The organism is Streptomyces sp. Tek67B01 (assembly GCF_055231995.1).
The window spans coordinates 4,240,967-4,262,923 of record NZ_JBUYUY010000001.1; the positions used below are offsets into that span (position 1 = coordinate 4,240,967).

Annotated in this window: 20 protein-coding genes and 1 tRNA gene; 9 read left to right on the forward strand and 12 right to left on the reverse strand. The window is 71.3% G+C overall.

From position 1 onward, the window contains the following. The first annotated feature begins 239 nt into the window (after positions 1 to 239). The gene (locus ACV7NM_RS19150) at positions 240 to 1,013 is read left to right on the forward strand and encodes a LuxR C-terminal-related transcriptional regulator (protein WP_463411406.1); all 774 of its coding nucleotides are present in this window, start codon (positions 240 to 242) and stop codon (positions 1,011 to 1,013) included. Here the strand turns inward: ACV7NM_RS19150 and ACV7NM_RS19155 are convergent. Continuing rightward, positions 972 to 1,469 (reverse strand): MarR family winged helix-turn-helix transcriptional regulator, encoded by a 498-nt coding sequence (locus ACV7NM_RS19155; protein WP_136213571.1) that lies wholly within the window; start codon positions 1,467 to 1,469, stop codon positions 972 to 974. The two genes, ACV7NM_RS19150 and ACV7NM_RS19155, sit on opposite strands and share 42 nt — an antisense overlap. Positions 1,470 to 1,644: 175 nt before the next feature. Here ACV7NM_RS19155 and ACV7NM_RS19160 point away from each other — a divergent pair, with 175 nt between their 5' ends. Beyond that, positions 1,645 to 2,502 (forward strand): trans-aconitate 2-methyltransferase, encoded by an 858-nt coding sequence (locus tag ACV7NM_RS19160; protein ID WP_463411407.1) that lies wholly within the window; start codon positions 1,645 to 1,647, stop codon positions 2,500 to 2,502. A gap of 1 nt (position 2,503) precedes the next feature. Beyond that, complete coding sequence (locus ACV7NM_RS19165; RefSeq protein ID WP_463411408.1) at positions 2,504 to 2,866, forward strand: VOC family protein; 363 nt, start codon at positions 2,504 to 2,506, stop codon at positions 2,864 to 2,866. Positions 2,867 to 2,943: 77 nt separating this feature from the next. On the opposite strand, the gene ACV7NM_RS19170 is transcribed toward ACV7NM_RS19165, so the two are convergent. Next, on the reverse strand, positions 2,944 to 3,618 hold the full coding sequence (locus tag ACV7NM_RS19170) for a TetR family transcriptional regulator (RefSeq protein ID WP_463411409.1): 675 nt from the start codon (positions 3,616 to 3,618) through the stop codon (positions 2,944 to 2,946). Continuing rightward, complete coding sequence (locus tag ACV7NM_RS19175; protein WP_463411410.1) at positions 3,615 to 4,595, reverse strand: acyl-CoA desaturase; 981 nt, start codon at positions 4,593 to 4,595, stop codon at positions 3,615 to 3,617. The genes ACV7NM_RS19170 and ACV7NM_RS19175 overlap by 4 nt, the downstream gene beginning before the upstream one ends. Before the next feature lie 347 nt (positions 4,596 to 4,942). Between ACV7NM_RS19175 and ppc the strand changes: the two genes are divergently transcribed. Then, positions 4,943 to 7,636, forward strand: coding sequence for a phosphoenolpyruvate carboxylase (ppc, locus tag ACV7NM_RS19180; protein ID WP_463413986.1), 2,694 nt, complete (start codon positions 4,943 to 4,945; stop codon positions 7,634 to 7,636). A gap of 79 nt (positions 7,637 to 7,715) precedes the next feature. On the opposite strand, the gene pth is transcribed toward ppc, so the two are convergent. The 6 genes from pth to ACV7NM_RS19210 all read right to left on the reverse strand — a co-directional run bounded on the left by pth (position 7,716) and on the right by ACV7NM_RS19210 (position 12,851). After that, on the reverse strand, positions 7,716 to 8,306 hold the full coding sequence (pth, locus tag ACV7NM_RS19185; protein WP_463411411.1) for an aminoacyl-tRNA hydrolase: 591 nt from the start codon (positions 8,304 to 8,306) through the stop codon (positions 7,716 to 7,718). A gap of 110 nt (positions 8,307 to 8,416) precedes the next feature. Further along, positions 8,417 to 9,001: a 50S ribosomal protein L25/general stress protein Ctc gene (locus ACV7NM_RS19190; RefSeq protein ID WP_463411412.1), complete on the reverse strand. Its 585-nt coding sequence runs from the start codon at positions 8,999 to 9,001 to the stop codon at positions 8,417 to 8,419. A gap of 213 nt (positions 9,002 to 9,214) precedes the next feature. Further along, positions 9,215 to 10,192 (reverse strand): ribose-phosphate diphosphokinase, encoded by a 978-nt coding sequence (locus tag ACV7NM_RS19195; protein ID WP_136213578.1) that lies wholly within the window; start codon positions 10,190 to 10,192, stop codon positions 9,215 to 9,217. Between the two features lie 145 nt (positions 10,193 to 10,337). Then, a complete protein-coding gene (gene glmU, locus ACV7NM_RS19200) occupies positions 10,338 to 11,786 on the reverse strand; it encodes a bifunctional UDP-N-acetylglucosamine diphosphorylase/glucosamine-1-phosphate N-acetyltransferase GlmU (RefSeq protein WP_463411413.1) in 1,449 nt (482 codons plus the stop codon). 122 nt (positions 11,787 to 11,908) lie between these two features. Next, positions 11,909 to 11,979, reverse strand: a tRNA-Gln gene (locus ACV7NM_RS19205). Between the two features lie 11 nt (positions 11,980 to 11,990). Further along, entirely contained in the window at positions 11,991 to 12,851 is an 861-nt protein-coding gene (locus tag ACV7NM_RS19210; protein WP_463411414.1) for a hypothetical protein, read from the reverse strand. 131 nt (positions 12,852 to 12,982) lie between these two features. On the opposite strand from ACV7NM_RS19210, the gene ACV7NM_RS19215 reads away from it, so the two are divergent. Beyond that, positions 12,983 to 14,230, forward strand: a complete 1,248-nt coding sequence (locus tag ACV7NM_RS19215; protein ID WP_463411415.1) for a sensor histidine kinase — start codon at positions 12,983 to 12,985, stop codon at positions 14,228 to 14,230. A gap of 87 nt (positions 14,231 to 14,317) precedes the next feature. On the opposite strand, the gene ACV7NM_RS19220 is transcribed toward ACV7NM_RS19215, so the two are convergent. Both ACV7NM_RS19220 and ACV7NM_RS19225 read right to left on the reverse strand, forming a co-directional pair. Then, positions 14,318 to 14,824 carry an SUKH-3 domain-containing protein gene (locus ACV7NM_RS19220; protein ID WP_463411416.1) on the reverse strand — a complete coding sequence of 169 codons (507 nt, stop codon included), beginning with the start codon at positions 14,822 to 14,824 and terminating at the stop codon, positions 14,318 to 14,320. A gap of 5 nt (positions 14,825 to 14,829) precedes the next feature. Beyond that, entirely contained in the window at positions 14,830 to 15,360 is a 531-nt protein-coding gene (locus ACV7NM_RS19225) for a YwqJ-related putative deaminase (protein ID WP_463411417.1), read from the reverse strand. 228 nt (positions 15,361 to 15,588) lie between these two features. Between ACV7NM_RS19225 and ACV7NM_RS19230 the strand changes: the two genes are divergently transcribed. The 3 genes from ACV7NM_RS19230 (at position 15,589) to ACV7NM_RS19240 (ending at position 20,122) form a co-directional block, all read left to right on the forward strand. Then, the gene (locus tag ACV7NM_RS19230; RefSeq protein ID WP_463411418.1) at positions 15,589 to 16,584 is read left to right on the forward strand and encodes an SMI1/KNR4 family protein; all 996 of its coding nucleotides are present in this window, start codon (positions 15,589 to 15,591) and stop codon (positions 16,582 to 16,584) included. Positions 16,585 to 16,591: 7 nt separating this feature from the next. After that, positions 16,592 to 19,099 carry an SUKH-4 family immunity protein gene (locus tag ACV7NM_RS19235; RefSeq protein WP_463411419.1) on the forward strand — a complete coding sequence of 836 codons (2,508 nt, stop codon included), beginning with the start codon at positions 16,592 to 16,594 and terminating at the stop codon, positions 19,097 to 19,099. A gap of 162 nt (positions 19,100 to 19,261) precedes the next feature. Next, on the forward strand, positions 19,262 to 20,122 hold the full coding sequence (locus tag ACV7NM_RS19240) for a cellulose-binding protein (RefSeq protein ID WP_463411420.1): 861 nt from the start codon (positions 19,262 to 19,264) through the stop codon (positions 20,120 to 20,122). A gap of 281 nt (positions 20,123 to 20,403) precedes the next feature. Here the strand turns inward: ACV7NM_RS19240 and ACV7NM_RS19245 are convergent, their stop codons facing one another. Continuing rightward, a complete protein-coding gene (locus tag ACV7NM_RS19245; protein ID WP_463411421.1) occupies positions 20,404 to 21,300 on the reverse strand; it encodes an alpha/beta fold hydrolase in 897 nt (298 codons plus the stop codon). Between the two features lie 80 nt (positions 21,301 to 21,380). Between ACV7NM_RS19245 and ACV7NM_RS19250 the strand changes: the two genes are divergently transcribed. Further along, entirely contained in the window at positions 21,381 to 21,947 is a 567-nt protein-coding gene (locus tag ACV7NM_RS19250; RefSeq protein ID WP_463411422.1) for a CGNR zinc finger domain-containing protein, read from the forward strand. Positions 21,948 to 21,957 lie beyond the last annotated feature (10 nt).

The window sequence follows — 21,957 nt, forward strand, 5'->3', positions numbered from 1 at the left end:
CCGGAAAATCGCTCTAAAAACTTCCGCTATTCGGCCAACCACCGGACCCCACCCGCTCTACGCTGATGCGTGACACCGGTGGGGGCCGGTGTCGATTCAGGGGTCGAGATACGCCGGGTACGGCGTCCGCTCCGGGGTAGTGCAGAGATGTCTCGGCGGCGGCCGCGGCTGCTGCGGATCACCACCCGGTCCGGGCGCCGTACCCGCCGTCGTCCGTTCCCCGACCCGTGGGGGTTTTCGTGGTCCGTATCCGCGTTCTCGTCGTCGACGATCACCGCATCTTCGCCGAATCTCTCGCGGCCGCGCTCGCGGCCGAGCCGGACGTGGACGTGTCCGCGGCCGGCAGTGCTCCCGCAGCCGCGCGCTGCCTCGAACGCGCGGCGGCCGAGGGCCGCCGCTTCGACGTCATGCTCGTGGACGCCGACCTGGGCGCCGCGGCGGGGACCGTGCCCGCCCAGCGCGCACCGGGCTCGGGGTCACCGCCCGCGCCCCCCGCCGCGGACGGGATCGCGCTGGTCGCGAACGTACGCACGGCCCACCCGGGGGTGCGCACGGTGGTGCTCGCCGAACGCGACGACCCCCGCCGGGCCGCGCTCGCCCTCCAGGCGGGGGCGTCGGGCTGGGTCGCCAAGGACTGTTCGCTCTCGCGGTTGCTGTCCGTCATCCGAGGCGTCCTGCGGGAGGAGACCCACCTTCCGCCCGCGCTGCTGACCGGGGTGCTGCGGGAACTGACCGCGGCGCGCAAGCACCGTACGGACAGCGAACGGCTGGTGGAGTCGCTCACGCCGCGAGAGCACGAGGTGCTGCGCTGCATGGTGGCCGGGCTGGGCCGCAAGGAGGTGGCCGCGCGGCTGTTCCTGTCCCCGCACACCGTCCGCACCCACATGCAGAACGTCCTGGGCAAGCTCGGGGTGCATTCCACGCTCGCGGCGGTGGCACTGGCCCGGCGGGCCGGGGTGCGGCCGGCGGAGCTAGCCGGGGATGTTGTCGAACGGAGCGGTCAGCCTGCGTAGCAGCGCGGCGAGGTCACCGCGCTGGCCCTGGGAGAGCTGGGCGAGGATGGCGCGTTCCTGCGCCAGCAGCCCGGCCAGGGACTGGTCGGCGCGGTCGCGGCCCTCGGGGGTCAGCCGGACCAGTACGCCGCGCCGGTCGCTGGGGTCGGGAAGCCGCTCCACCAGGCCTTTCTTGGCGAGCCGGTCGATGCGGTTGGTCATGGTGCCGGAGGTCACCAGCGTCTGGGTGAGCAACTGGCCGGGGGAGAGCTGGTACGGGGCGCCCGCGCGGCGCAGCGACGTGAGGACGTCGAATTCCCAGGGCTCCAGGCCGTGCTCGGAGAAGGCGAGCCTGCGGGCGCGGTCGAGGTGGCGGGCGAGCCGGCTCACGCGGCTGAGCACCTCGAGCGGTTCCACGTCGAGGTCAGGGCGTTCTCGCCGCCATGCCGCGACCAGTCGGTCGACCTCGTCCTCCATGCCGATCAGTGTAAGGGGTCTGTCGATGTGAAGTCTCTTCAATTCAAGGATCTTGGGCCCTGGATATCTCGATCTCGTGCATCTTGACGTCAAGATATATATTCGGCCAGGATGGGAATGGACGGGCCGGACGGCTTCCGCTTCCAACCGCCCCATCAGCAGGGAGGCTTCGCATATGCATTCCGACACCGCCTCGGTTCCGACGCCCGTCGCCACCGCTCCCGTGGCGCCGGTCTGGGACCCCCAGCAGTACCTCCGACACGCCGGGCACCGCACACGCCCCTTTCTCGACCTGCTGACCCGCATACCCGAGCTCCCCACCGCCCCCGCACGCATCGCCGACCTCGGCTGCGGCCCCGGCAACGTCACCGCGCTGCTCGCCGACCGGTGGCCCGATGCCCGCATCACCGGCTTCGACCTCTCCCCGGACATGCTCCGCCGCGCCGGCCACGACCACGCCGGACCCACCCCCGGCGGCGGACACCTCGACTTCGCGCGGGCCGACCTCGCCGACTGGCACCCGGAGGAGTCCTACGACCTGATCGTCTCCAACGCGGCCCTCCAATGGGTGCCCAACCACCCCGGCTCCTTCGCGGCGTGGATCACCGCACTGCGACCCGGGGGCACCTTCGCCTTCCAGATCCCCGGCAACTTCACCGCGCCCAGCCACCGGATGCTCGCCGACCTCTGCGACACCCCCCGCTGGCGCGACCGCCTCGCCGGCCACGGCGCGCGCTACGTCCACATCCTCGAACCCGCCGAATACCTCGCCCGTTTCACCGAACTCGGCTGCGTCGTCGACGTATGGGAAACCACCTACCACCAGTTGCTGTCCGGCCCCGACCCCGTACTCGACTGGGTCAAGGGCACCGCCCTGCGGCCCGTTCTCACCGAACTCGGCGACGACAAGGAGGCCGTCGACCGCTTCCTCGACGAATACCGGGAAGCGCTGCGCGCCGCCTACCCGCCCGGCCCGCGCGGCACGGTGTTCCCCTTCCGCCGCATCTTCGCCGTCGCCCGCAAGGAGGCCTGACGTGCTCACCGCCCTCGACCACGTCCAACTCGCCGCCCCACCCGGCTCCGAGGACCTCCTGCGCCGCTATTACACCGACGCCCTCGGCATGACCGAACTGCCCAAGCCGGCCGCCCTCGCCGCACGCGGGGGCTGCTGGTTCGCCGCCGGACCGGTACAACTCCACGTCGGGATCGAAGACGGCTTCCGGCCCGCCGGCAAGGCCCACCCGGGCCTGCGCGTCACCGACATCGAGGCCTACGCCCGCAGACTGCGCGAGCACGGCGCCGAGGTCCACTGGGACGCCGACCTGCCCGGACACAAGCGGTTCTACTCACACGACCCCGTCGGCAACCGCCTGGAATTCCTCGAACCCCTCACCTGACCACACGACCGCGCCCCGCCACCGGACATCCGGTGACGGGGCGCCGTCGCGCGTACGGGTGCGGGGCGCCGGCCGCGTCAGCTCCTGCGGTGTCCCACCAGACGGGGACGGGCCTCCAGGTTCTCCAGGCCGTGCCAGGCCAGGTTCACCAAGTGCGCCGCCACCTCCGCCTTCTTCGGGCGCCGCGTCTCCAACCACCATTGACCGGTCAGCGCCACCATGCCCACCAGCGCCTGCGCGTACAGCGGAGCCAGCTTCGGATCGAAACCCCGGGCCTTGAACTCCAGGCCCAGGATGTCCTCGACCTGCGTGGCGATGTCACTGATCAGCGACGCGAAGGTGCCCGTCGACTGCGCCACCGGCGAATCCCGCACCAGGATGCGGAACCCGTCCGTATAGCTCTCGATGTAGTCCAGCAGCGCGAAGGCCGCCTGTTCCAACAGCTCGCGCGGGTGCCCGGCCGTCAGCGCGCCCGTCACCCCGTCCAGCAACTGCCGCATCTCGCGGTCCACGACCACCGCGTACAGGCCTTCCTTGCCGCCGAAGTGCTCGTACACCACCGGCTTGGACACCCCGGCCTTCGCCGCGATCTCCTCCACCGACGTGCCCTCGAAGCCCTTTTCGGCGAACAGCGCCCGACCGATGTCCAGCAACTGCTGACGCCGCTCCGCACCCGTCATCCGCACCCGGCGACCCCGCCGGGGTTTGTCACCGCTGGAACTGCTGCCGTCGATCGCCACGTCCCCCATCATGCCGCGTTCGAAGACATTTCCTTGCGGCGGGCATCGAGGCGGGACTCCGACGGCCACCGCACGTCCGAAGCCCAGCCCAACCGCTCGAACCAGCGGATCAGCCGCGCGCTGGAGTCGACCTGCCCGCGCAGCACGCCGTGCCGCGCCGACGTCGGATCGGCGTGGTGCAGGTTGTGCCACGATTCGCCGCACGACAGCACCGCGAGCCACCACACGTTCCCCGAACGGTCCCGAGACTTGAACGGACGCTTGCCCACCGCGTGACAGATCGAATTGATGGACCAGGTCACGTGGTGCAACAGCGCGACCCGCACCAGCGAACCCCAGAAGAACGCCGTGAAGGCCCCCCACCACGACATCGTCACCAGACCACCGACCAGCGGCGGGATCGCCAGCGACACCACCGTCCACAGCACGAAGTCCCGGGAGATCCGCCGGATCGCAGGGTCCTTGATCAGGTCCGGCGCGTACTTCTGCTGGTCCGTCTGCTCCTCGTCGAACAGCCAGCCGATGTGCGCCCACCACAGGCCCTTCATCAGAGCCGGCACCGTCTCACCGAACCGCCACGGCGAATGCGGGTCACCCTCGTGATCGGAGAACTTGTGGTGCTTGCGGTGATCCGCCACCCACCGCACCAGCGGCCCCTCCACGGCCATCGACCCCATGACCGCCAACACGATGCGCAGCGGACGCTTCGCCTTGAAGGAGCCGTGCGTGAAGTAGCGGTGGAAACCGATCGTGATGCCATGGCACGCCAGGAAGTACATGAACACCATCAGGCCCACGTCGAGCCAGCTCACCCCCCACCCCCACGCCAGCGGGACCGCCCCCGCCAGCGCCACGAAGGGGACGGTGATGAACAAAAGCAGGGCGATCTGCTCGACAGACCGCTTGTTCTCGCCGCCGCGCGTCGCGGACGGCCCTGAGGCATGAGACGGCGCCGAAGCGCCCTCGATCAGATCGTCGGTGGTGGTCACAGGTGATCCCCTGGGGGGTGAGGAGACGAGGGGCGCGTGATCACGGACCCTACGGTCCCGTAACCTACGGCAACGTAAGTATGGCAAAGCTCGCGCCCACGGCAAGAGGAGCACGCCCGCGCTGCCGTGACCCGAGCACCGGCCGCCTATCCTGGTCACGTCGGACAGCGCGGTCCGCACGGGCAGCCCGAGCTGCGCAGCGGCACCGCCGCGCCCACCCCGGGAGCCCACCGCCCAGTAGCGCTCGAACACTGCAAGGAGCCGCACCTGTGAGCAGTGCTGACCAGGCCGCCCAGGCCCCCGTCACCCAGGCCACCCTCACGCAGGCCGCCACCGCCAACGCGGAGCTGCGCGCCGACATCCGCCGCCTCGGCGACCTCCTCGGCGAAACCCTCGTACGCCAAGAAGGCCAAGACCTCCTCGACCTCGTCGAACGCGTCCGCGCCCTCACCCGCACCGACGGCGAAGCCGCCGCCCGGCTCCTCGGCGACACCGATCTCGAAACCGCGGCCAAGCTCGTCCGCGCCTTCTCCACCTACTTCCACCTCGCCAACGTCACCGAACAGGTACACCGAGGCAAGGAACTGCGCGCCCACCGCGCCGCCGAAGGCGGCCTGCTCGCCCGCACCGCCGACATGCTCAAGGACGCCGACCCCGCGCACCTGCGCGAAACGGTCAAGAACCTCAACGTCCGACCCGTCTTCACCGCACACCCCACCGAAGCGGCCCGCCGCAGCGTCCTCAACAAGCTGCGCCGCATCGCCGCCCTCCTCGAAGAACCCGCCACGGGCGCCGGCGAACGCCGCCGCCACGACCTGCGGCTCGCCGAGAACATCGACCTCGTCTGGCAGACCGACGAACTGCGCGTCGTCCGTCCGGAGCCCGCCGACGAAGCCCGCAACGCCATCTACTACCTCGACGAGCTGCACGCCGGCGCCGTCGGGGACGTACTCGAAGACCTCGCCGCGGAACTGCAGCGCGTCGGCGTGGAGCTGCCCCCCGGCACCCGCCCCCTCACCTTCGGCACCTGGATCGGCGGCGACCGCGACGGCAACCCCAATGTCACCCCCGACGTCACCCGCGACGTCCTGATCCTCCAGCACGAACACGGCATCACCGACGCCCTCGCCGCCATCGACGAGCTGCGCGGACTCCTGTCCAACTCCATCCGCTACACCGGAGCCACCGAGGAACTCCTGACCTCGCTCCAGGCCGACCTCGAACGCCTGCCCGAGATCAGCCCGCGCTACAAGAGGCTCAACGCGGAAGAGCCCTACCGCCTCAAGGCCACCTGCGTCCGTCAAAAGCTCCTCAACACCCGCGAGCGCCTCGCGAGCGGCACCACCCACCAGGACGGCCGCGACTACCTCGGCACCGCCGAACTCCTCGCCGACCTCACCCTCATCCAGAACTCCCTGCGCGAACACCGCGCGGTCCTCTTCGCCGACGGCCGCATGGACCGCACCATCCGCACCCTCGCAGCCTTCGGCCTCCAGCTCGCCACCATGGACGTCCGCGAACACGCCGACGCCCACCACCACGCCCTCGGTCAGCTCTTCGACCGCCTCGGCGAGGAATCCTGGCGCTACGCCGACATGCCCCGCGACTACCGCGGCAAGCTCCTCGCCAAGGAACTCCGCTCCCGCCGCCCCCTGGCCCCCACCCCGGCACCCCTCGACGCGGCCGGCGCCAAGACCCTCGGCGTCTTCTTCGCCATCAAGGACGCCTTCGAGAAGTTCGGCCCCGAAGTCATCGAGTCCTACATCATCTCGATGTGCCAGGGCGCCGACGACGTCTTCGCCGCCGCCGTCCTCGCCCGCGAGGCCGGCCTCATCGACCTGCACGCCGGCTGGGCCAAGATCGGCATCGTCCCGCTCCTGGAGACCACCGACGAGCTCAAGGCCGCCGACGTCATCCTCGACGCCATGCTCGCCGACCCCTCCTACCGCCGCCTGGTCTCCCTGCGCGGCGACGTCCAGGAGGTCATGCTCGGCTACTCCGACTCCTCCAAGTTCGGCGGCATCACCACCAGCCAGTGGGAGATCCACCGCGCCCAGCGCCGGCTGCGCGACGTCGCCCACCGCTACGGAGTGCGCCTGCGCCTCTTCCACGGCCGCGGCGGCACCGTCGGCCGCGGCGGCGGCCCCTCCCACGACGCGATCCTCGCCCAGCCCTGGGGCACCCTCGAAGGCGAGATCAAGGTCACCGAACAGGGCGAGGTCATCTCCGACAAGTACCTCGTACCGTCCCTCGCCCGCGAAAACCTCGAACTGACGGTCGCGGCGACCCTCCAGGCCTCCGCCCTGCACACCGCCCCCCGCCAGTCCCACGACGACCTCGCCCGCTGGGACGCGGCCATGGACACCGTCTCCGACGCCGCCCACGCCGCCTACCGCGCCCTCGTCGAAGACCCCGACCTCCCGGCCTACTTCTTCGCCGCCACCCCCGTCGACCAGCTCGCCGACCTCCACCTCGGCTCCCGACCCTCCCGCCGCCCCGACTCCGGCGCCGGCCTCGACGGCCTCCGCGCCATCCCGTGGGTATTCGGCTGGACCCAGTCCCGCCAGATCGTCCCCGGCTGGTACGGCGTCGGCTCCGGCCTCAAGGCCCTGCGCGAAGCCGGCCGGGACGACGCCCTCGCCGAAATGGGCAAGCGCTGGCACTTCTTCCGCAACTTCCTGTCCAACGTCGAGATGACCCTCGCCAAGACGGACCTGCGGATCGCCCGCCACTACGTCGACACCCTCGTCCCCGACCACCTCAAGCACGTGTTCGACCGCATCCAGGCCGAACACGAACTCACGGTCCGCGAGGTCCTGCGCATCACCGGCGGGGAAAAGCTCCTCGACTCCCACCCCGTCCTCCAGCAGACCTTCGCCGTCCGCGACGCCTACCTCGACCCCATCTCCTACCTCCAGGTCTCCCTCCTCGCCCGCCAGCGCGCCGCCGCCGAACGCGGTGAAGAGCCCGACCCGCTCCTCGCCCGCGCCCTCCTCCTCACCGTCAACGGCGTCGCCGCCGGCCTGCGCAACACCGGCTGACCGACAACCGGCCCACACGAAAAAAAGGGGGTCCTTCCGTGCCCGACGGCACGGAAGGACCCCCTTCCCGTACGACCCGCTACGCGTTGTACGCCGACTGAGCCCGCTCCAAGCCCTCCTGGATCAGACACTCCACCGCATCCGCGGACCGGTCCACGAACCAGTCCAGCTCCTTGCGCTCCGTCGACGAGAAGTCCTTCAACACGAAGTCCGCCACCTGCATCCGGCCCGGCGGCCGCCCGATCCCACACCGCACCCGGTGGTAATCCGGCCCCATCGCCTTCGTCATCGACTTCAACCCGTTGTGCCCGTTGTCCCCGCCACCCAGCTTCAACCGCAGCGTCGGGTAGTCGATGTCCAACTCGTCGTGCACGGCGACGACCCGCTCCAACGGCACCTTGTAGAAGTCCCGCAACGCCGACACCGGACCCCCCGACAGGTTCATGAACGACATCGGCTTCGCCAGAACCACCCGCCGGTTCGCCGGCCCCGGAGGACCGATCCGGCCCTCCACCACCTGCGCCCGCGCCTTGTGCGCCTTGAACTTCCCGCGCATCCGCTCCGCCAGCAGGTCCACCACCATGAACCCGATGTTGTGGCGGTTGCCCGCGTACTCCGCCCCGGGATTCCCGAGACCGACGATCAGCCAGGGCGCCGCGTCGTCCGACATCAAAAGCTCCTTCAAGTGCCTGGAACGAAGACGACCGCCGTCCCGCTCCAGTGGAGCCGGACGGCGGTCGTTCAGCAAGTGCTGCGCATGCCGAGAGGCAGAGGCGTGGATCAGGCCTCGGTGCCCTCGGCGGCCTCGGCGGCCGGCTCCTCGGCCTGCGGGGCGACGACCTGCAGGACGGCGATGTCACCGTCGACGGCCAGCGTGGTGCCCTTCGGCAGGACCAGGTCGGAGGCGTGAATGGTCGCGCCGGCCTCCAGACCCGCGATGGAGACGGTGACCTCGGTCGGGATGTGCGTGGCCTCGGCCTCGACGGAGATGGTGTTCTGGAGGGTCTCCAGCATGTTGCCACCGGGGGCCAGCTCGCCCTCGGTGACGATCGCGACGTCGACGGTGACCTTCTCGCCCTTCTTGACGATCAGGAAGTCGACGTGCGAGATCGAACGCTTCAGCGGGTGCTTCTGCACGGCCTTCGGGATGACCAGCTCGGTGCCGCCGTCCTTGATGTCCAGGGAGATCAGGACGTTCGGGGTGCGCAGCGCCAGCTGAAGGGCGTGGGCGTCGACGTTGACGTGCTTCGGGTCGGTGCCGTGGCCGTAGATGACGGCGGGGGTCAGGGCGTCACGACGGGCCTGACGGGCGGCACCCTTGCCGAAGTCGGTACGGGACTCGGCGGAAAGCTTGACCTCGGACATGCTCACTCCTCGTGGGGTGACGGAAAAAGGACGACAGTCACCCGGCCGAAACGGCCTGCTACGAAGAGCGCGTCGATAACGGAGCATCCGCACCCGAAAACAGGTACGGCCTCCCTCGCCGAGCAACTCGGAGAGTCTACCCGGCCGGGAGGCCTTACCCAAAAGGATCAGCGGCGGGGCCGCCACCGGCTCCTCAACCCACTGCTACTGCTGCTACTGCTGCTCTTCGAACAGGCTCGTGACCGAACCGTCCTCGAAGACCTCGCGCACCGCACGCGCGATCATCGGAGCGATCGACAGCACCGTGATCTTGTCCAGCTCCAGGTCCGACGGGTCCGGCAGCGTGTTCGTGAACACGAACTCGCTGACCTTCGAGTTCTTCAGACGGTCGGCGGCGGGACCCGACAGGATGCCGTGCGTCGCCGTCACGATCACGTCCTCCGCGCCGTGCGCGAACAACGCGTCGGCCGCGGCGCAGATGGTGCCACCCGTGTCGATCATGTCGTCCACCAGGACGCAGACCCGACCCTTGACCTCACCCACGACCTCGTGGACGGTCACCTGGTTCGCCACGTCCTTGTCACGACGCTTGTGCACGATCGCCAGCGGCGCGTCCAGACGGTCACACCAGCGGTCCGCCACGCGCACCCGGCCGGCGTCCGGGGACACGATGGTGAGCTTCGACCGGTCCACCTTCGCGCCCACGTAGTCCGCGAGGACCGTCAGCGCCGACAGGTGGTCCACCGGACCGTCGAAGAAGCCCTGGATCTGGTCCGTGTGCAGGTCCACCGTCAAGATCCGGTCCGCGCCCGCCGTCTTCAGCAGATCCGCCACCAGACGCGCCGAGATCGGCTCACGGCCCTTGTGCTTCTTGTCCTGACGGGCGTACCCGTACGACGGCACGATCACCGTGATGGAACGCGCCGACGCACGCTTCAACGCGTCGATCATGATCAACTGTTCCATGATCCACTTGTTGATCGGAGCCGTGTGGCTCTGGATCAGGAAGCAGTCCGCACCACGAGCCGACTCCTGGAAACGAACGTAGATCTCACCGTTCGCGAAGTCGAAAGCCTTCGTCGGCACCAGGGCGACGCCCAGCTGATGCGCGACCTCCTCGGCCAGCTCGGGGTGGGCGCGGCCGGAGAAGAGCATCAACTTCTTCTCGCCGGTCGTCTTGATCCCGGTCACAGCACAGTCTCCTCAGACGTGTTGAAAGCTGCTCGCCCCCGTGTGCGTCCGTCCCGCACACGGTGAGCCAGCCGAATTTCGTGCACCTATCACGGTACGCCGTCACGGACGCACCTGTTTCCGGTCAGTTCACCCGGACAGCCGCTCAACGCGACCCCGAGTCCTCCCCGACCGCCGACTCGGCCGCCGCGGCGGCGGCGCTCCCCGGACGCTTGCGAGCCACCCAACCCTCGATATTCCGCTGCTGACCACGGGCCACGGCCAGCGCACCCGCCGGCACGTCCTTCGTGATCACGGACCCGGCCGCCGTGTAAGCACCGTCCCCGACCGTGACGGGCGCCACAAACATGTTGTCCGAGCCCGTCTTACAGTGTGAACCGATCGTCGTGTGGTGCTTGTGCTCGCCGTCGTAGTTCACGAAGACGCTCGCCGCACCGATGTTGGAGTACTCACCGATCGTCGCGTCCCCGACGTACGACAGGTGCGGCACCTTCGTACCCTCACCGATCGTCGCGTTCTTCATCTCGACGTACGTGCCGGCCTTGGCCTTCGCCCCCAGATTCGTCCCCGGACGCAAATACGCGAACGGGCCGACGCTCGCCGACTCCCCGATCACCGCGGAATCCGCGACCGTGTTGTCCACCCGGGCCCCCGCACCGACCCGCGTGTCCGTCAGCCGGGTGTTCGGACCGACCTCCGCCCCCTCGGCGACATGCGTGCTGCCCAACAACTGCGTACCCGGGTGGACCACCGCGTCCTGCCCGAAGGTCACCGTCACGTCCACGAACGTGCTCGCGGGGTCGACCACGGTCACCCCGGCGAGCATCGCGCGCTCCAGCAGCCGCGCGTTCAGCAACGCCCGCGCCTCCGCCAACTGCACCCGGTTGTTGATCCCGAGGATCTGCCGGTGGTCCGCGCCCACGGCCGCGCCCACCCGGTGCCCGCTCTCGCGCAGGATGCCGAGGACGTCGGTCAGGTACTCCTCGCCCTGGCTGTTGTCGGTACGGACCTTGCCGAGCGCATCGCTCAACAACGCCCCGTCGAACGCGAAGACCCCGGAGTTGATCTCACGGATCGCGCGCTGGGCGTCGGTGGCGTCCTTGTGCTCGACGATGGCCGTCACGGCGCCGGTCGCCGCGTCCCGGACGATCCGCCCGTAGCCGGTCGAATCGGGGACCTCGGCGGTCAGCACGGTCACGGCGTTGCCGTCGGCCCCGTGGGTCGCGACCAGCGAGGCGAGGGTCTCGCCGGTCAACAGCGGGGTGTCCCCACAGACGACCACCACGGTGCCGGCGATCTCGCCGTCGAGCTCTTCGAGGGCCATCCGGACGGCGTGCCCGGTGCCGTTCTGCTCGTACTGGACGGCGGTGCGGACACCCGGGTCGATCTCGGCGAGGTGCGCGGCGACCTTCTCGCGGGCGTGGCCGACGACGACCACGAGGTGTGCGGGGTCCAGCTCGCGCGCGGCGGCGACGACGTGGCCGACGAGCGAGCGCCCGCCGATCTCGTGCAGAACCTTGGGAGTGGCCGACTTCATGCGGGTGCCTTCACCCGCTGCGAGTACGACGACGGCTGCCGGGCGGGTTGCGCTCACGGGTGTGCCCTTCGGCTTCGGGGGTGGACCCGTGAAGGATACCGGTGGGCCGGGGGCCGGAAACGAGGCCGGGTCCCGACCGCGGAGGTCGGGACCCGAACGTCAGAACGGTGTTCTGTGAGCTCCCGGAGAAGGATTCGAACCCTCATTCAATGGACCAAAACCATTTGTCCTGCCCTTAGACGATCCGGGATGGTTCGCCCGTCATGTCCCATTTTGTTGATCGGGAAATGGCGCAGCCCCTACTATGCCGCACCACCAGCCTTCGACGCGACGGTACAACTCGGCGCTTTGTAGGACGCGGACCGCCAGGCAGCCGTAGTAGGCCTCTCCGGTGTTCTTCCGGACCGTCCGGGGGTTATGCCGCTTGAGGGTCGTCTTGAGGAAGTCGGAAACGTCCGTACCGACCAGGTCGGCCCAGAACTTCTCCGCGCCGGAGACGTCCGCCGACTCGTGGATCATGACGGCGTAGCGGATTCGGTCGCTGTCGACGCCCAGTAGCCGGAGCCAGGTGACGTACAGGCGCACCATGTCGGGGTCGCTGTTCACGAAGATCAGACGCTCCCGGCGGGCGTACGTCTTGTCCTTGCTGCCTTCCGCCCAGTAGAGGCCGACGCCGATGAGGAAGAGCTCGCGATCCGACAGGGCGCCGACCTCGCGGGCTGCTTCCTGTTTGATCTGGCGCCTCGTCTCGTCCCGCAGCTCGAGCTTCTGCGCCCAGCCCCGCTTGGCTATGGCCGCCGCTTCGGCGGTAGTCCGTCGCCGTTCCGGTTTCGGGAGGTCGCGGACCCAGAGGGAGATGGAGCTCTTCGAGCAGCCGAGCTCGACCTGGATCTGGTCGTAGGTCATGCCTTGGAGGCGGAGTTCGCGGGCGCGGGCGCGGAGGTCGTCCTTGGCGTTGGGGCGCTTCGTCCATTCGGGCGCCGGTTCGCCCTCAAGCAGGCGGTTGAGGATGTCGTTGTTGTGGACGTGCAGGCGGTCGCGGATCTCGCGGCGGCTGAGGCCCTCGCGGCGCAGGGCGAGGGCTTGGGTGCGGAGACCTTCGAAGTCGGTGTATTTGGTCATGGACCCAGGTTGGTCCGGAATGTGGGATTCAGGTCTCGATGGCCGGCACATTCAGTCGTACGTGCGATTACCGGCGGTTCCCCGGAAAATCCGGCGGGTCCGTGGTGGGGGCGCTGCGTACGCTGGACGGCATGACCAGTACGGGGGAAGAGCAAGGCCGCGCTGGGCCGCCTTGGTGGTGGGAGCGGCGGCGGGACGTCGTGGTGGACGTGGGGATCGGGGCGGTGTCCGCCCTGGAGTGTGCTTGGGAGGGTGTGGGGTTCGCCCGCGAGGCCGGGGTGCCGGTGACGCTGGGGGTGGTGTTCGGGTTCGTGGTGGGGGCCACGCTCGTGCTGCGGCGGCGGTGGCCGGTGGCCGTGGTGATGGTGGCGATCGCGGTGACACCGGCGGTGATGGGGTTCCTGCTGGGAGTGGTGGGGCTCTACACGCTGGCCGCGTGCGAGGTGCCCCGGCGCGTCACGGCGACCCTGACGTCGATGTCGCTCGTGGCGACGCTGGTGGTGATGTACCTGAGGACCGACGGCGAGACGGGCGTGACTGCGACCCTGGTGATCTCGCTGTCGGTGTTCGTCGCGGTGGCGCTGACCGTGCCGCCGGTGTTGCTCGGCATGTACGTCGGGGCGCGGCGCCGGCTGATGGAGAGCCTGCACGAGCGGGCGGATTCGCTCGAGCGCGAGTTGTCGCTGCTGGCGGAGCGCGCCGAGGAGCGGGCGGAGTGGGCGCGTACGGAGGAGCGGACGCGGATCGCGCGGGAGATGCACGACGTGGTGGCGCACCGGGTGTCGTTGATGGTGGTGCACGCGGCGGCGTTGCAGGCGGTGGCGGTGAAGGATCCGGTGAAGGCGGCGCGGAACGCGGCGCTGGTGGGGGACATGGGTCGGCAGGCGTTGACGGAGTTGCGGGAGATGTTGGGGGTGTTGCGGGCGGAGGCGCCGAAGCGGGTGGAGCCGGTGGCGTCGGTGGCTGTCGCGGTTTCGGAGGAGGGGCCGTCGCTGGCGGAGCTGGAGGCGCTCGTGGGGCAGTCCCGGGCGGCGGGGATGGTGGTGGAGCTGACCGTGCGGGGGGAGTGGCCGGGGTGTGCGGCGGAGGTGGAGCAGACGGCGTACCGGGTGGTGCAGGAGGCGTTGACCAACTGCCACAAGCACGCGCCGGGGGCGGTGGTGGCGGTGCGGCTGGCTCACCGGGAGGGTGAGGTGGCGATGCAGGTGGAGAACGGGCCGTGTGACGGGGAGGCGGGCGGGGCCGGTCTGCCGAGCGGGGGGAACGGTCTGGTGGGGATGCGGGAGCGGGTGCTGGGGCTGGGCGGGGTGTTCGTGGCGGGGGCGACGGACGCGGGTGGTTTCCGGGTGTCGGCCGTGTTGCCGTGCGCGCGGGTTTGAGCCTCCTGTCCGGGTGGTCTTCCGGGGTGGCTCCGGGAGGGATCGCCCGGGCGGGGGGCGGGGTGGGGGCTGGGGTGGGGGCCTTGGCTAGCCGGTGGTGAGGCGGGTGGGTTGGAGGCCGGTGAGGAGGAGGGTGAGGGCCTCGTCGAGGGATGCGCCGAGGTACCAGTCGCCGGTGTGGTCGATGCCGTAGACGCGGCCTTCGCGGTCGATGGCGAGGTGGGAGCCGGTGTCCGCGTCGACGCCGAGGGGGCTGAGCTCGGTGGAGAGGGCGCGGCCGAGGTCGGCGAAGGTGCGGGCGAGGTGGAGTCCGGTGAGCGGGTCGAGGTGGACGGGGGTGGGGGCTATCTGGCGGCCGGGCCCGGGGGCGGTGAGGGTGAGTCCGCCGAATTCCGCCCAGGCCTCGACGGCGGCCGGGAAGACGGTGTGGCGGTGTCCGGCCGGGGTGGTGTGGTCGCGCAGGGCGTCGGCCCAGTACTCGGCCTGTTTGATGTCCCAACGTCCCGGTTCCCATCCGGCGGTGCGCAGGGCGGCGTCGATGGCGGTGGGGAAGCGGGTGGCTGAGGAGCGGTCGTAGGACGCGGAAGTGGTCATGGCGGCTACTCGGTGTGGGAGAGGTCGACGGGGCGTACGCCGAAGTGGGCGAGGAGGGCTTCGCAGGAGCGGCAGGGGGGTGCGTAGCTGCCGTGGAGGGGGTCGCCGTCCTCGCGGATGTGGCGTGCGGTGATCTTGGCGTGTTTCAGGGAGCGGCGGGCTTCGCTCGCGCTGAGGGGCTTGCGGGAGGCGCGTCTGCTGCGGGCGGCTTCGGTGGCGGTGATGTGGCGGGAGAGGAGTATCGCCTCGGGACATCGGCCGGTGAAGCGTTCGCGTTGGCTGCTGGTGAGGGTGTCGAGGTAGTCCTGGACGAGCGGGTGCAGGGTGGGGGGCTGGTCGGCTTTGCCGGCGGTGCCGGTGAGGGTCTCGCCGCGTACGGAGAGGGCCGCGGCGATGGTGGGGAGGATGCCGTCGCGCCGGAAGCGCAGGACGGGGACGGTGTGGCCGTCGGCGCTGCTCCAGCGCAGGCGGGGGTCGCCGGTGGCGCCGGTGGGTGCCGGTTCGGCGTGGTCCGTGCGTGTTGCGGTGTGCTGCATGTCGCTCTTCCCTCCCGTGGCGGCGGTGGTGGCCGCTGTCGCGCACGCCCCCGTGCTGAGGGGACAGCCTGTCAAATGTCCCGTGTGGTGTGGAAGCGGGGTCGAATTTTCGTATCAATTCGGATGTTGCGGGTCGTGGTGCGGGTGCGGGGCCGGTGGGCGGGTGTCGCTCTTGCGGGAGCACATAGGCTGTGCTGAACCAGCCAGATCCAGCAGGGGGCTACCGCCATGACGACAGGTCGGCTCGGGCAGCAGGCCCCGCCACCCAACGCCGCTTATTCGGGGCAGGTCGTGCATTTTCCGGACCCGGTCCGGGCTGCCCGTCATCCTCACGGGGTCCGGATGGGTGGTGAGGGGCATCCCGATTTCTCTCCCTACGCGCGGGCGGCGGTGGAGATCGCGGAGCCGCCGGAGGGCTTCGGCGTGGACGAGCTGCGCCTGACGGACTACGTGTCCGCGAACGCGGCGATGCGTGCGGTGGGTCACGAGCTGTGGGACACGGTGGGCGCGGTGTCGACGCCGCACGGGTGGACGTGGCACCACGTGGCCGGGTCGCGCCGGTTGGAGCTGGTGCCGGTCGAGGTGAAGGCTTTGTTGCGGCACCACGCGGGGTTGGCGACGGCGCCGGTGGACCACGACAAGCGTGGTACGCGACCCTTGCAGGAGGCGCGGCCGGCGCACCTGGAGCTGCCGAAGTCGGTGGTTTCGGTGTCGGAGCGCCAGGTGCAGGGGGTCGAGGAGGACCTCGGGTACCGGTTGCCCGAGGCGTACCGCTCGTTCCTCAAGGCGGCCGGGGGCTGCGCGCCGATGGGCACGGGCTTGGACGTGGAGCTGGGTCTGCTGGTGGACCAGCCGTTCTTCACGGTGCGTGAGGAGGCGGCGGTCAACGACCTCGTGTACGTCAACAAGTGTCTGCGGGACCATCTGACGAAGGACTACCTGTGTGTGGCCTTCGTGCAGGGCGGGTTGCTCGCGGTGAAGGTGAAGGGCGAGGGGATCGGCTCCGTGTGGTTCTCTCCGTACGACGACGCGCGGGACCGGGACGGTTGGTCCGTGCAGGAGCGCGTGGAGCGGCTGTTGTTGCCGTGCGGTGCTGATTTCGACGCCTTTCTGGAGCGGTTGGCGGGCAATCCGCCGGAGTTGGAGACGGTGGCCGGTCTGATGGTGGACGGCGGATTCGCACGCTCGGTTCCCGTGGCGGGTGCCGCTCCGGTGGAGGGGTGACGGCGCGGTGGTGACGTTTGCGCAGGCGCAGGAGCGCGCCGAGGAGTGGATCAACGGGGACGTGCCCGCCTATCAGCACCGTGAGGTGCGGGTACGGGAGTTCGGGCTCGGGTTCGTGGTGTGGTCGGAGGACCGGGCGGGCGGTCCGGTGTCCGGTGGTGGTCGCCAGCGTCTGGTCATCGCGCGGGACAGCGGTGAGGTGACGCTGTGGCCCGGGTTGCCGGTGGGTGAGGTGATCCGGCGGTACGAGGAGGAGTACGGGGTGGCGTCCGCGCCGGTGGCGGAGGCTTCGGTGCCGTCGCCGCGGATCGACGCGGAGCAGACGTCGTTCATGTTGAGTCCCCCGGAGTGGTTGCAGGAGGCGGCGGACCGCGCGGGGATTCCCCCGGTGGGCGCCGGTTCCTCGGCGGGCGGTGTTTCCGGGGCGCCGGAGGTGGCCGACGGCGCCGCCGGTCCGGGTGCCTCCGCCGCGGCCGCGGTGCCTTCCGCTCCGGCCGGCCCCGCCGGGCCTGCTGCTCCTGCTGGGCCTGCCGGGCCTGCTGCCTCCGGCCGCGTTTCCGACGCGGTGCCGCTCGGCCGCGGGGGCGAGGTGCCGTACGAGCCGACCGCCAATGACGGGGTGCCGGCGGGGGCGACGCCGTGGGCGGGGACGGATGTGAATTCCGGCGCGGACGAGCTGTCGGTGCCGCTGCCGGCGACGGTGTTCGCGCCGCCGCTGTCGGGCTCGGACCTGGAGGAGGGGGCCGGGGCGCCTTCGGGGGTGGCTCCGGAGGCGAAGACGACGTTGATGTCGGGTGGCAGCCAACTGCCGAGGACGGCCATAGCGCCGGCCCTGGCGGAGGGTGCCGGGGACATCGCCGACGCGCCGACGAGCAAGGCGCAGGTGTCACGACCGGGGGTTTCCAGGGCAGCGGCCGGTGCGCCGGCCGACGTGCCGTCCGCGCCTCCCGCGCTGCCGGGGGCTTCTGGTGCGCCGGGTGGTGGACTTGATCATGCCGCGACGATGTTGGCGGGTCCTGCTGTGGTGGGGCCGCCGGTTCCGCCCGGGCCGCCGCCTGCTCCTGGTGTGCCTGCGGGGCCTGGTGTGCCTGCGGGGCCGCCCGGGGTTGCGGGTGCCGGTGGTCGGTCGGGTGGTGGGCTCGATCATGCCGCGACGATGTTGGCGGGTCCTGCTGTGGTGGGGCCGCCGGTTCCGCCCGGGCCGCCGCCTGCGCCTGGTGTGCCTGCGGGGCCTGGTGTGCCTGCGGGGCCGCCCGGGGTTGCGGGTGCCGGTGGTCGGTCGGGTGGTGGGCTCGATCACGCTGCGACGATGTTGGCGGGTCCTGCTGTGGTGGGGCCGCCGGTTCCGCCCGGGCCGCCGCCTGCTCCTGGTGTGCCTGCGGGGCCCGGTGTTCCCGCGGCTGCTGGTGTGCCTGGTGGCGGGGCGCACCACGCCGCGACGATGCTCGCGCATCCCGCGGCACCGCAGCCGCCCGGCCCTCCCGGCCCCGCGCCCGCGGGGCCGCAGCACGGGCCCGCTCCGGTGGCGCAGCCCGGGGTCCCCACCGTGGGTCCCGGATACCAGGCGGTCTTGCGCTACCGCGCGCCCGACGGCTCCGAACAGCAGCTGATCCGTCGTTCCGCGCCGGGCACGCCGCACCCCGAGTGGCAGATCCTGTACGAGCTGCGCGCGATGAACGTGCCGCCGCAGCAGGTACTGGAGCTGCACACGGAGCTGGCGTCCTGTGAGCTGCCCGGTGGTTACTGCGCGCGGATGATCCGGGAGACCTGGCCGCAGGTGCGGATCACGAGCGTGGCCCCGTACGGGACGGATCACGCGAGCCGTCAGCAGGGCATGCGGCATCTGATCACCCACCAGAGCGAGCTGCACCAGGTGGCGGACGGTCCGGCGCGTCCCGCGCCGGTGCGGGCGCCGCTGCCGCAGGTCCCGCTCCAGCCGGCGATCCCGTTGGACGCGATCGCCCAGGAGCTGGCGGGGGCGTTCGGGCCACAGGGCGTGTTCCGTTTCGACCAGCGGGCGGTGTCCCGTCAGGGTGTGCCCGAGATCGTGGCGCAGACGCTGATGTGGTCGGGTCTGCCGGTGGACTTCGGGCCGTTCTTCTGGGCGCAGGCCGTGCCGGGGCAGCCGTTGCCGACGCTGGCGGAGCTCGCGGCGCAGCGGCAGGTGCAGCCGGCGTCGGACGCGGGTTCGTACCTGGTGGTCGGCAGCGACTTCGGCAAGGCGCTGTGCGTGCAGTACGGGACGGCGCACATCGTGGCGGTTCCGGTGGAGGCCGGGCCGGGCGGGGCTCCGGTGCCGCCGCAGTTCGTGAATTCGAGCCTGCCGCAGTTCGTGCGCTCGCTGGCGATGCTGGGTCAGATGTGGCGGCTGCGCCAGCATCTGACGCCGGAACAGGCCGGTCGGTGGACCGTCGATTTCCAGGCGAATCTGGCGGGGCTGGACAGTGCGGCGCTGGCTTCGCCGGAGAGCTGGTGGTCGGTGGTGCTGGAGCAGATGTGGGACGGGCTGCTCTGATCGCACCCGTCGGCAGGGATGGCCGGGCCGGAACCCCCCGCTGGGGGTTCCGGCCCGGCCATTCCGGCTTCTGGGAGCAAATGACGCATCCTTGACGGGAATCCCCGCGAGAGAGGCGCTTCCAGGATGAGTGCACCGATGTCACCTCAGGGACCTCAGGTTTTGGCGACCGCGCGCGGTCGCGGGTACCGGACGGATCAGGTCGACCGGTATCTCGCGCGGCTGTCGGGCAGCCGGGACGAGGCCTGGGAGCGGGTGGCGCGGCTGACGGTCCTCGCGAAGCGGATGGAGGCGGAGGCCGACCGGTTGCGGGAGGCGGTGGCCGCGCTGGCGCCGCAGACCTACGACGAGCTGAGCGAGCGGGCGCGGCGCATCCTGGCGCTGGCGCAGGAGGAGGCGGAGGCCGTAGGGGGGGACGCGCGCGCGGACGCGGCGGCGACGCTGGGCGCGGCGGACGCGTACGCGGACCGGGTGGCGGAGCTCGCGCGGCAGGACGCGCACGCGGTGGTGGAGCAGACCGAGGTACGGGCGCGGCAGGGGCTGGAGCGGGCGCAGCGCGAGGCGGACGAGGCGCGGGCGGAGGCCCGGGACGACGCGGCGCGGTGGCGGGCGGAGGCGCACGCGACGCTGGTGGAGACGCGCCGTCGGGCGGACGTGTTGGTGGCGGAGCGGGAGCAGGAGCAGCGGGAGCGTCGGGAGGCGGCGGAGCGGGAGATCGCCGCGCGGGAGGCTGACCAGGAGGCGCGGCTGTCGGAGCTGGAGCGGCACGCGGAGGCGCGGCTGTCGGAGGCGCGGCGGGGCTTCGCGGAGGCGCAGGAGACGGCTCGGCACGGGCAGGAGGACGCGGAGGCGCGGGGCGCGGAGTTGGTCGCGGCGGCCCGGGCGCGGGAGGAGCGGGTGGGGCGGGAGACGGAGCGGGTCCTGCGGGAGCACGCGGAGGCGCAGGAGGATATGCGGGCGCACATGAGCCATGTGCGGTCGAGCCTGGCGGCTTTGACGGGGCGGGCTCCGGCGGAGGGCTGACGTCGGCCCCCGGCCGGGCTCGGTATGGCTGCGCCCCGTGCCCGCCCCGTGCCCGGTCCGTGCCCGGTCCGTGCCCGCCCCGTGCCCGGTCCGTGGCCGCCCCGGTCTGACCGGGGGCCGTCCGGGACGGTGTGCGGCGCCGTTGCGCGGAGCGGCCCCGGCTGCGCCGGGCATTGCGGGGCTCCGCCCCGCACCCCGCGCCTCAACCGCCGGCGGGGCTGGAAAATGCGCCTCGAACGCCGGCGGGGCTGGAATGGCGGGGGCGGTCCGGAAGGGGTGTCTCAGGTGCCGGTGGGGTCGGAGGGGCCCGAGGTCAGGAAGCGGCGGATCAGCGGGGCGATCTCGGGGAGATGGGTCTCCAGGGCGAAGTGGCCCGCGCCGTCGAAGAGGTGGAGTTCGGCGTCGGGGGCGTCGCGGAGGTAGGCCTTGGCGCCCGCCGGGGTGAAGAAGGGGTCGCCCGCGCCCCAGAGCACCAGCACCGGAATGCCCGCCGAGCGCAGCCAGGCCTGCCAGGTGGGGTAGTGGCCGAGGTTGGAGCCGTAGTCGAAGGCGAGGTCGGTCTGGGCGTCGGCGCGGCCGGGCAGGCCGAGGTAGTGGACGTCCAGGGTCCGGCCGTCGGGGGAGACCAGGCTCGGGTCGGCGACCCCGGTCTCGTACTGGGACCGGATGGCCTCGGGGGTGAACAGGGACCGGACCTTGTCCTCGGCGCCGGGGACTTCGCGGCGCAGCGCGGTCAACTCCCGTGCCGCGTCGGACAGTCCCTCCTCGTAGGCGTTGCCGTTCTGGACGATGAGCGCGGTGATGCGTTCCGGCCGGCGCACCGCGATCCGCAGTCCGACGGGGGCGCCGAAGTCGAAGGCGTAGAGCGCGAAGCGGTCCAGTCCGAGGGCGTCGGTGAAGCCCTCCACGACGTCCGCGAGCCGGTCGAAGGTGTACGAGAAGCCCGGCGGGGTCTCGGTCCGCCCGAAGCCGGGGTAATCGGGGGCGATGAGGCGGTGGGGAACGTCGCCGAGGGCGTCCATCAGGCGCGTGAACTGGTGGGAGGAGGTGGGGAAGCCGTGCAGGAGCAGCAGGGCGGGGGCGTCGGCGGGGCCGCTTTCGCGGTACGCGACGGTGACGCCGTCCACCTCGACGGTGCGGTGGCGGAGCGGGTGGTGGATGCGGGGGCCGACGCTCATCACATGCCTCCAAGGCGGGGAGTGACATTAGTCTGCTGAGTGATCCTTAATGGGTCAAGCGGCATAGATAGCATTAGTGCGTGACAGAGACCTTTCCCCTCGTCGGGGAGCCGCTCGCTTTGGACCTGCTGAACACCTGCCCCGTGGATGGGGATCTGATCGCCGATCCGGAGGGTCTGGCCGACTGGCTGGCCGCGCAGTCGGGCCGGCTGGGACCGGTCGACGGGGCGGTGGGTGCGGCGGAGGTCGCCGCCGTGCGGGGCGTACGGGAGGCGGCGCGGGCGGCGCTGGAGGCCGTACGGGGCGGCGGGCGCCCCCCGGCCAAGGCGCTGCGGGCGCTGAACGAGGCCATGGCGGCCGCCCCGGCCCACCGCGAGCTGCTCCGCGCGGAGGGGGGTGGCGTGGAGGCAGCGGCGCGCCGGGCCGGCGGCACGCCCGCGCGGCGCCTCGCGGCGGAGCTGGCCGAGGCGGTGGCCGACCTGCTGACGGACGCCCGGGTGGGGCAGGTGCGCCGGTGCGAGGGGCCGGGCTGTGTGCTGCTGTTCCTCCCCGCGAACCCCCGGCGGCGCTGGTGCGTGGCGACGGCGTGCGGCAACCGGGCACGCGTGGCCCGCTATTACGCCCGCCACCGCCCGGACGGGGCCTGACGCCCGACCG